6 protein-coding genes and 2 pseudogenes are annotated in these 8,008 nt (G+C 39.4%); all 8 read right to left on the reverse strand.

Features of this window, described 5'->3' with window-relative positions; translation table 11 throughout:
• Nucleotides 1-151: 151 nt before the first annotated feature.
• Nucleotides 152-922, reverse strand: a complete 771-nt coding sequence (locus F6K20_RS15160; RefSeq protein WP_009149875.1) for a glycosyltransferase family 2 protein — start codon at nt 920-922, stop codon at nt 152-154.
• A 134-nt stretch (nt 923-1,056) separates the two neighbouring features.
• Nucleotides 1,057-1,634 (reverse strand): annotated as a pseudogene (locus tag F6K20_RS15165) (class I SAM-dependent methyltransferase).
• A 227-nt stretch (nt 1,635-1,861) separates the two neighbouring features.
• A complete protein-coding gene (locus F6K20_RS15170; protein WP_287295167.1) occupies nt 1,862-3,034 on the reverse strand; it encodes a glycosyltransferase in 1,173 nt (390 codons plus the stop codon).
• A gap of 446 nt (nt 3,035-3,480) precedes the next feature.
• The gene (locus F6K20_RS15175) at nt 3,481-4,611 is read right to left on the reverse strand and encodes a glycosyltransferase family 4 protein (RefSeq protein WP_287295169.1); all 1,131 of its coding nucleotides are present in this window, start codon (nt 4,609-4,611) and stop codon (nt 3,481-3,483) included.
• Nucleotides 4,612-4,667: 56 nt separating this feature from the next.
• Nucleotides 4,668-5,645 (reverse strand): annotated as a pseudogene (locus tag F6K20_RS15180) (acyltransferase family protein).
• Nucleotides 5,646-5,706: 61 nt separating this feature from the next.
• The gene (locus tag F6K20_RS15185) at nt 5,707-7,068 is read right to left on the reverse strand and encodes a hypothetical protein (protein ID WP_287295172.1); all 1,362 of its coding nucleotides are present in this window, start codon (nt 7,066-7,068) and stop codon (nt 5,707-5,709) included.
• Complete coding sequence (locus F6K20_RS15190; RefSeq protein WP_287295174.1) at nt 7,061-7,312, reverse strand: hypothetical protein; 252 nt, start codon at nt 7,310-7,312, stop codon at nt 7,061-7,063. Before F6K20_RS15190 ends, F6K20_RS15185 begins: the two co-directional genes overlap by 8 nt.
• A gap of 15 nt (nt 7,313-7,327) precedes the next feature.
• Nucleotides 7,328-8,008 (reverse strand): glycosyltransferase family 4 protein (locus F6K20_RS15195; protein WP_287295176.1); only part of this gene is annotated, 681 nt, incomplete at its 5' end.

Below are 8,008 nucleotides of genomic sequence, written 5' to 3' on the forward strand. Positions count from 1 at the left end.
GTCCCGTCTTGAGGGTTCCCCCCATCTCCCCACACTCCCCACACTCCCGATTCCCGATTCCCGATTCCCGATTCCCGACTCCCGACTCCCGATTCCCGATTCCCGATTCCCGATTCCCGATTCCCTATTTGACAATTCTTAAAGTTTATATTTACTGCTTCTGTAATTTTTCAAATTCAATCAGCCTAATCGATAACAGAGTTTCCGCCAGCATCCGTTGAAATGCATAATACCAACCATGCCAACCATCGAAAATTCCGCCCTTAAGAATCAGACAGTAAAATAGGATAATAAAGGGAGCAATAATTTTTTGTTTGCGAATTATGTCACCTATACTAATTTCATTATCTGGGGTCTGGGTTAGTTTTTTGACTTCAATTATCATGTATCGGTCTTGGGCCCACAACCAACGAGTTAAGGGTTTGCGGTCATCGTGATGGATATAGGCAGAGAGTATTGCTGATTTGCCATTAACTTGCAAAAGCTGGGTGTGACCATCATCAATATATGTTGATTTGTCTTTGCGAAATAAAACTTGACGAGGGGGAAGTATCGTTCCTCTAAGGGGTTTGCCAAAAACACAATATTTGAATTTGGCAAAATAGCCATTTATTTCTGTATCCGTTTGTAAAGCTTTGATTTCAGCTATTAACTCATTGGTGACACTGTAATCAGCATCTAATGACAGTACCCATTCAGAGGTTACTTGTTCTAAACCGTAATTCCATTGTGTTGCGTGGGTGTCAAATTTTCGCTGAAATACTTGAACTTGAGGATATAATTTAAGAATTTCTAATGTTTCATCTGTGCTGTAACTATCAATTACAACAATTGTCTTTGCCCAGGTAAGCTGTTGAAGGGTACGTTGGATATTGGGCGCTTCGTTGTAGGTGAGAATGAGTGGGGTAGTTTTTTCTAGCATTTTATATACAGCAGTTCTCAGTTGGTTGAGGTACAAATTATTGGGTTTTAGGGAGCAGGGAGCAGGGAGCAGGTAAGAGATAAGAGGTAAAAAATACTGTGTACCTGATAGCTATGAAAAATGCTGTAACTTAATTAAGTTGATTCTAGCTGACTTAATCTGCTAGAACACAACATTGATTTCCAGAGATAGGGATATCTACCTGCAAATTTAAAATTGATATCTGTATAGTTTTCTGATTCGAGTAAAGTGGTTAAGGTTTTTACAGAAAAGAATTTTATATGTCCGCAATCCCATAGAGCGGTGAAGTGTTTATCCATTTTTCCTGTGACGGCGAGCATGAGATTTTTGAGATAGCCATGATAAGGCGTGGTAATAATTAAACGTCCGTGTGGTTTGAGGACTTTTTTTGCTGCTCGCACCAATTCTTTGGGATAAAATAAATGTTCAATTACTTCCAAGGAAATAACAATATCAAACTTATCTGATAATTCTGCATAAGGGAGATTGTAGATACTTCCTTGAATAAATTGGCAATCAGTGAAATTATCGCTAGCTAATTTAATTCCTGATTCTGATTCTTCTACACCAACTACTTCATAGCCTTGTTGTGCAATAAAATTAGTGAGACTTCCGTTACCACAACCAATGTCTAAAATACGAGTTTTTTGTTGATTATGTGGGGGGGGACGGTTTCATTTATCATCTCCATCAGAGATTTTATTAAATAAGCATGATGATGTAAATGGTTACTATTTTTATAAAAATATTCTTATTTTTTTGTTTTTAATTTCATTGGATCAATCACTAATTATTGTAGTTATTTGAAATTAGATATAGCAATTATATATCCCATAAGGTACAAATTGATCCCCCTAAATCCCCCTTAATAAGGGGGACTTTGAGGTTGAGAAGCGTACCTCATAACTGCGAGAAACGCTATATAGGTTGATTATGGATGATAGCTGTATAAACTTGAATCAATTTTTTGGCTATGGAGTCCCAGGTGTATTGTTCAAAGATGAGTTGACGAGCGCGAGTTCCCATTTCTTTGGCTTGTTGGGGAAATTGCAAACACTGGGTTAAAGCATTGGCAATAGCCTCAGCATCAATATCAACTACATGGGCAACGTTTGCAGCAGCAGCTTCTGGAAAATTACAGCCTGTGGTAATAACACAAGGTAAACCTGAAGCCATACCTTCCAGCACAGACATACTAAACCCTTCAGAATAGGAAGGGGCAACATAAATACTAGCAGCAGCAAGGGCAGCATATTTGAGAGAGCCTGTTAGCATCCCTGTAAAGGTAACAGCATCCAGACAACCTGCATTGGCAAAGTAGTCTTTGGCCGTAGGTAAGAAACCAATATTATCAGGACCAGCAATAATTAGGTGAGTGTCGGAAAATTTAGAGTGTATTTTACCAAAGGCTGTTGCTAGCAAGTCTAATCCTTTTTTGGGGTCGATACGTCCTAAGAAAATAATCAGAGTTTTGTTACGAGTAGCTGGAAACTGTTGATAAAAAGGTTCAGGATTAGGGAGTTTTTCAAAGTCTTGACGGTGGATGCCGTTAGGGGCAATAGTAATAGGAGTTTTGAGGTTGAGGGGTTTAATTTGTTCCGCTTCCGTAGAGGCTAGCATTTGCAGTGCGCTAGCGTTTTGGAGAGCAGGCTTTTCTAATAGAGTGTAGTAGATGCGCTTTTTTAAGGCTTTATAGGAAAGTGCCCAAGGGTCAAGCATCCCGTGTGGTATAATAACATAAGGGATATTATACCATTGACAAGCCCAGTAAGCAGCCAGGTTAGGAACTGAAAAAATCGCATTAGTTTGTACTAAGTCATAATCGCCGATGTGTTGGAATAGCCACTTACTCAGAGAAAAACTAAATTTGTAGTCTCCAATCCCTTTGTAAGGAAAAAACTGTAGGCGATAATTAGTTTTAGCCAACCAGGTTTTTACAGGGGCTTCTATAACCTCAGAACCATTAGCATTAGTGGCTACTAGGTCAACAGTAATGCCTAAGTTACCCAATGCTTGAGCTAGTTCCACTACGCATTTAGATGTACCCCCATAAACAGCCCCTAAAGCAGGAATAACAATCAGAAGTTTCATCAGTAATTATAGCGGTTTTAAATTAAATGAGGTACAAATTTTTGAGGTGCGACCCGTGGCGAATTTAATTCGCCAACGGAAAGCGCACCTAAGGTTTTAGGGAGCAGGGAGCAGGGAGTATGGAGCAGGGAGTAGGGAGCAGGGAAAAGAAATATGTCCTAAGCTTTGCTTCGACTGCTATACCTCATTAGGCGAGAAACCGCTTTAGTGATGTAAGCATTCAGCCTTCAGCTGTCAGCCGTAGCGCATTAGTTGATAGCTGATAGCTGGTAAGCATTCAGCCGTCAGCTGTCAGCCGTCAGCTATTCGCGTTCGCGCAGCGTGGCCATAGGCCAAGGCCAAGACTCACGCTGCTTGAGGTGCTTATTTTATTCAAAAGCACCTAAAGTAGCGCATTAGCTGATAGCTGATAGCTGATAGCTGATAGCTGATAGCTGAATGCTTACTTAGTGATTAGCTAAGGCGTATTCAACAGCTTTTATCAAACCTTGAGCAAAATAGTCCGGAGAGAATTTATGGATGTGTTCCAGGGCGGCTTGACTCATCGTTTCTAGGTCAATTTCACCCGAACTTACCTGAACCATTAATTTAGTTAGCTGTTCCCTATCATAGGGATTAAAACCAAATCCATTGATACCTTCAACTACTAAGTCTTCAAAACAGCCACAGCGATTAGATACTAGCACTGGCAAGCCAGCAGCCATAGCTTCGTTGACCACTAATCCCCATTGTTCGTGAGTACTAGCATGGATAAAGCAGCCAGCGTGAGCAAAATAAGGCAGAAGTTCTTGTTGTTGTAAAAAACCAGTCAGATGAATAAACTTAGTCAACCCTAAGTCTTTAATCTGTTGCTCAATTTGAGAGCGCATTGAACCATCCCCACACAGGACTAACTCCCAAGCCCTGTCTTTGGCTAGTTGGCGATAGGTAGCGTAGGCTGAAATTACAAAAGGAAGATTTTTCTTAGGGATAAAGCGATTGATAGCCAGGAAGTAGGGCTTGTTTAAAGGATGTGCCAGAGATTTAATTTTGTCGGGATGGAAAGCATCATTACCTACGACATCATAGCCGCAAAAAATGGCTTCCTTAGGTAGTCCTAATTTGATCAAGTAACGTTTTTGTGGTTGCCCGCCCACTAAAGCCGATTTATACCGGTTAAGTAGCCAGCGCTTTATAGTTTCACGCCACCAGGCTCTAGTAAAATCTGTTTCTGTAGTCTCAGAAAGCAAAATTGGTAGTTTACTGTGCCATAAACTCCATACTAAAGTGGCAATCATGGCTGATTCAAAATAGCCAGCAATCACCACCACATCAGGCTGAACCTTCCTTAGGGTAGAGTAAAGTTTTGGGAGTAATTGATGAAACTTTACCTCCTCTCGCTGTCGATCGCTGACAACAGAAATAAGCGGAAATGGAAGATTTTGTAAATTAGCTTTCCAGGCATAGTCAGCTTCGGCTCTTGCCAATTCTATACCAACTACATTCCAGCCTATTTTATGACAATGCTCGTGTAAAGCACTGACACGGGAAATATGGTAGGGGCCATAGTTAGTAAACAATACTGCGATTTTGAGCACTTGAGTTAAGCTAAATTAGTTATGGATTAAAGCATAATTGGCTGTTACTTTTTGTCTTAGGTACCAAGCCATTCTTGTAGATTTAATTTTCTCAGTATGAAAATCGTCTGCATGGTGAGCATTAGGGATAGCAAAAATACGCCTAGATCTAGAACTATAGTTCCTGAGATGTTAAATAAATTTGCTATATCCTGAAGACCCTCAACAAACAGAATATGGATCAGATAAATTCCATAAGAGTATTTACCAAAAGCAGCAATTTTATCTAGAACTATAAACTGATCATTTTTAAAAGTAATAGCAAATATTAACAGACATATTCCTGCTAAATTTTACCATAAAAAGTTACGACCTTGGAGTAACATTAATATAGTTAAAACAATCGCTATAACTATACATGACAGGGGCAAAACTTTAAAATCCTTTTTTTCTCTTAGATTAAATAAATTATCCACAACGGCAACTGTAATACCCCATAGTGCTGCTGGTAGTGCCTGATAGGATAAAGAAACTGTATAGCCAAGTTGATTGATTAAGTTATAGTTAGGTTTGATTAAGACTACTATTCCAGTAATTAATGCTATTATTGCTAACCAAGATTTACTTTTAGGATGCTTATAAGCGAACTTTGCCAATAAAAATGTTACCAAAGATACTACTAATATAAAAGGTAGAAACCAAAGATGATGAGTAGTTCCTGTCCATAAAAACTCTAACTTAATATTAATACTTGTACACAAATTTGTAATCCAGCAATTTAAATATCTAATTAACAAATATAAAATCGACCAGATTAAGAAAGGAATATAAATTCTATTGAATCGGCTAATGGTGTAGTCAGTAAAACTAACTGTTGGTTTTTGGATTACTTTAGTAAAAATAATAAAAACAGCTGTAGATGTAAAAAAAGGTACAGCAAACCTTCCTAGCACAGAGGTAAAGCCAAGTTGAGGCGAACTAACTGTGTGAAGCCAGACGATGGAAATAGCAGCAAATACCTTAACTGCATCTAATGTAATAAATCGTTGCTTCATTTTGGCAAAAAAAAATCTATTTATATGAATTTGGTTGATAATTAAATTTAGTTTTTAAAGCTTACGACGTAGACATAAATCTTCCCTTAGCTTTTTTGGATCCGTAGCGTTCTAGCATAAGGACAAACACATATCCAAACAAAGCTGGCCATAATACGAGTAGAGTAAATTCTCTACCTAAGTTAAACGTTAGCCCTAAACAAATCAGAAATAATCCTAACCGCAATGTGGAATATTGCTGCTTCCAAAGCCTACTCATAAAACTCACCCAGCTAGCCATTAAAATCGCCGCACCCATTGGTCCAAAAATAGGACCAAAATTAAAAAAACCTTGTCCAATTAATCCAGTTGAAATAGTAGCAAATACCCCAATGTCATTATCAGCACCACCAAATCCCCGTAAGATAGCATAGTCAATTCCAATTAGAGGTTTATTAGGCCAGATTGCTCTAGGAATTATATTAGCTGCTTCTGCTAAATAGCGACCTCCGTAAGTTAAATTGATACTTCCTTCTTGGTAAAATTGATTGATATAACATAGTTCTTCTAGCATATTTAATCCCAAGTGCCCTTCTTCCTCTACTTCTTCTTGGAATTGCGGGGCAAAATCTGGATTAAATAATCCTATAAAACCAATGTTACGATAAGTAATAATTAACGTCATCAATTCATTAATAGCCCAAAAAGTAGCCATGCTAATTAATGCCTTTTTCCAAAGTGAATCTCGGGAAAATAACGCATAGCTAAAATAGCCTGGCATAATCACTGCTAGAAGCAGGTTACGGGTTCCAAGAAAAATAAAATAGGGCAGTACAATCACGATAAGTAAAATATTTAAAAATTTAAATATTTTACTCATTGGGAGGGGCAAAAGTACACCAAAGAAGGCACAAACTAGGGTATAAACATAACCAGCAGAGGAAACAATAAATCCACCACCACCACCAGTAGCACTCCTGCCCCACATTTGTATTCCTCGACGACCTAATACCGGAAATAAAGCAGCGGCAATGTTTCCGTTGACACGGCTAACTCCATATGCTAATAAAACTAGCCAAACGAAGGCTAAAACTATTAAAAGTTGTTCAGGATTAAAAGTAGTAAATTTAAAAACAGTATGATATTTATTGATAAATCGGCGAGAAAGGGAAGGGATGAATAGGCGAAAACTTATTAAAAAAATAATAATTTGCCAATAACATTTTTCGAGTATTAATGAATCAAACTGAAGAAAGTTCTCAGGCGTGTAAAATAGTTCTACAAAATACCAGGCTCCAATAGTGGCATACACACCCAGGGCGGGAATACTCCAAGCTCGTTTGTCTCTGACTAAAAACGCTTCAATGACTAAGATAAAAAGTATGCTTGAAGCCATGACATAAATAGGGACAAGGTCTTCGGGAAACCCGACAGAATCAGTCATTAATCAAAACTCTAGCAAAGGGAACAGGGAATAGGGAGTAGGGAATAGGGAGTCGGGAGTCGGGAGTCGGGAGTAGGCAAGAGGCAATAGGCAAGAGGCAATAGGCAATAGGCAATAGGCAATAGGCAATAGGCAAGAGGTAAGAGGTAAGAGGTAAGAGGTAAGAGGTAAGAGGCAAGAGGTAAGAGGCAATAGGCAATAGGCAATAGGTAAGAGGCAATAGGCAATAGGCAATGTCGCTCACTCGTCCTGAGAACTGCTATATATGTTGCAGATTTTCTTGGAGTTGAGGCAAACTGAATGGGAACAGATCGAGTTGATGCTGGGAAAAGCGTTGCAATTGTTGGGGGTGATTAAGACACCACTGCAATTTTTTAGTGATCGCTTCTCCTGAAACCTCTGGTAAGATCAAGCCATTCTCTTGATCTTTCACCACTTCTCCACAAAATCGGGACACAATTAGGGGTAATTTCCAAGCTTGAGCTTCCAGTTGAGTTAAACCAAAGCCATCGGAAAGGGTAGGGAAGAGAAATACATCCGCTTGTTGATAATACTGGCTGGTGCTACTGCGGGGAACGGAACCAATCCAGCGCACATTTGGCAAGTTTTGTTGGGCTGGGGTGAGGGTAATCCCTAGGGATCCTACAATCTGAAATTCAATGGGTTCGTTTTGTAATAATCTCGCTGCTTCCAGCAGGGGAAAGATACCTTTACGTAGGATAACTTGTCCGAGGAACAGCACTCTGAGGGGACGCTGAGGGGAAAAGTGTTCCGGATAGGTGCGCACAAAGCCTTGAGATGTGGTAGGTGCTTGGTAAGCCAAGGGAACTACGGCAATTTTCTCTGAGGGTACCCCAACTTGTTGTAGGGCTTGGCTAGACCAGGTGGAGTTAACTACAATCCGGTCTGCCAGGTGACATTCTTTTTGCCAGTTAGTCCA

The sequence above is a fragment of the Moorena sp. SIO2C4 genome, assembly GCF_010672485.1.
GTDB classification, from domain to species: Bacteria; Cyanobacteriota; Cyanobacteriia; order Cyanobacteriales; family Coleofasciculaceae; genus Moorena; species Moorena producens.

Bases quoted from the DNA above. Each gene is read 5' to 3' on its own strand.
- F6K20_RS15160 (WP_009149875.1), bottom strand. From the start codon at position 922: ATGCTAGAAAAAACTACCCCACTCATTCTCACCTACAACGAAGCGCCC.
- F6K20_RS15170 (WP_287295167.1), bottom strand. From the start codon at position 3,034: ATGAAACTTCTGATTGTTATTCCTGCTTTAGGGGCTGTTTATGGGGGT.
- F6K20_RS15185 (WP_287295172.1), bottom strand. From the start codon at position 7,068: ATGACTGATTCTGTCGGGTTTCCCGAAGACCTTGTCCCTATTTATGTC.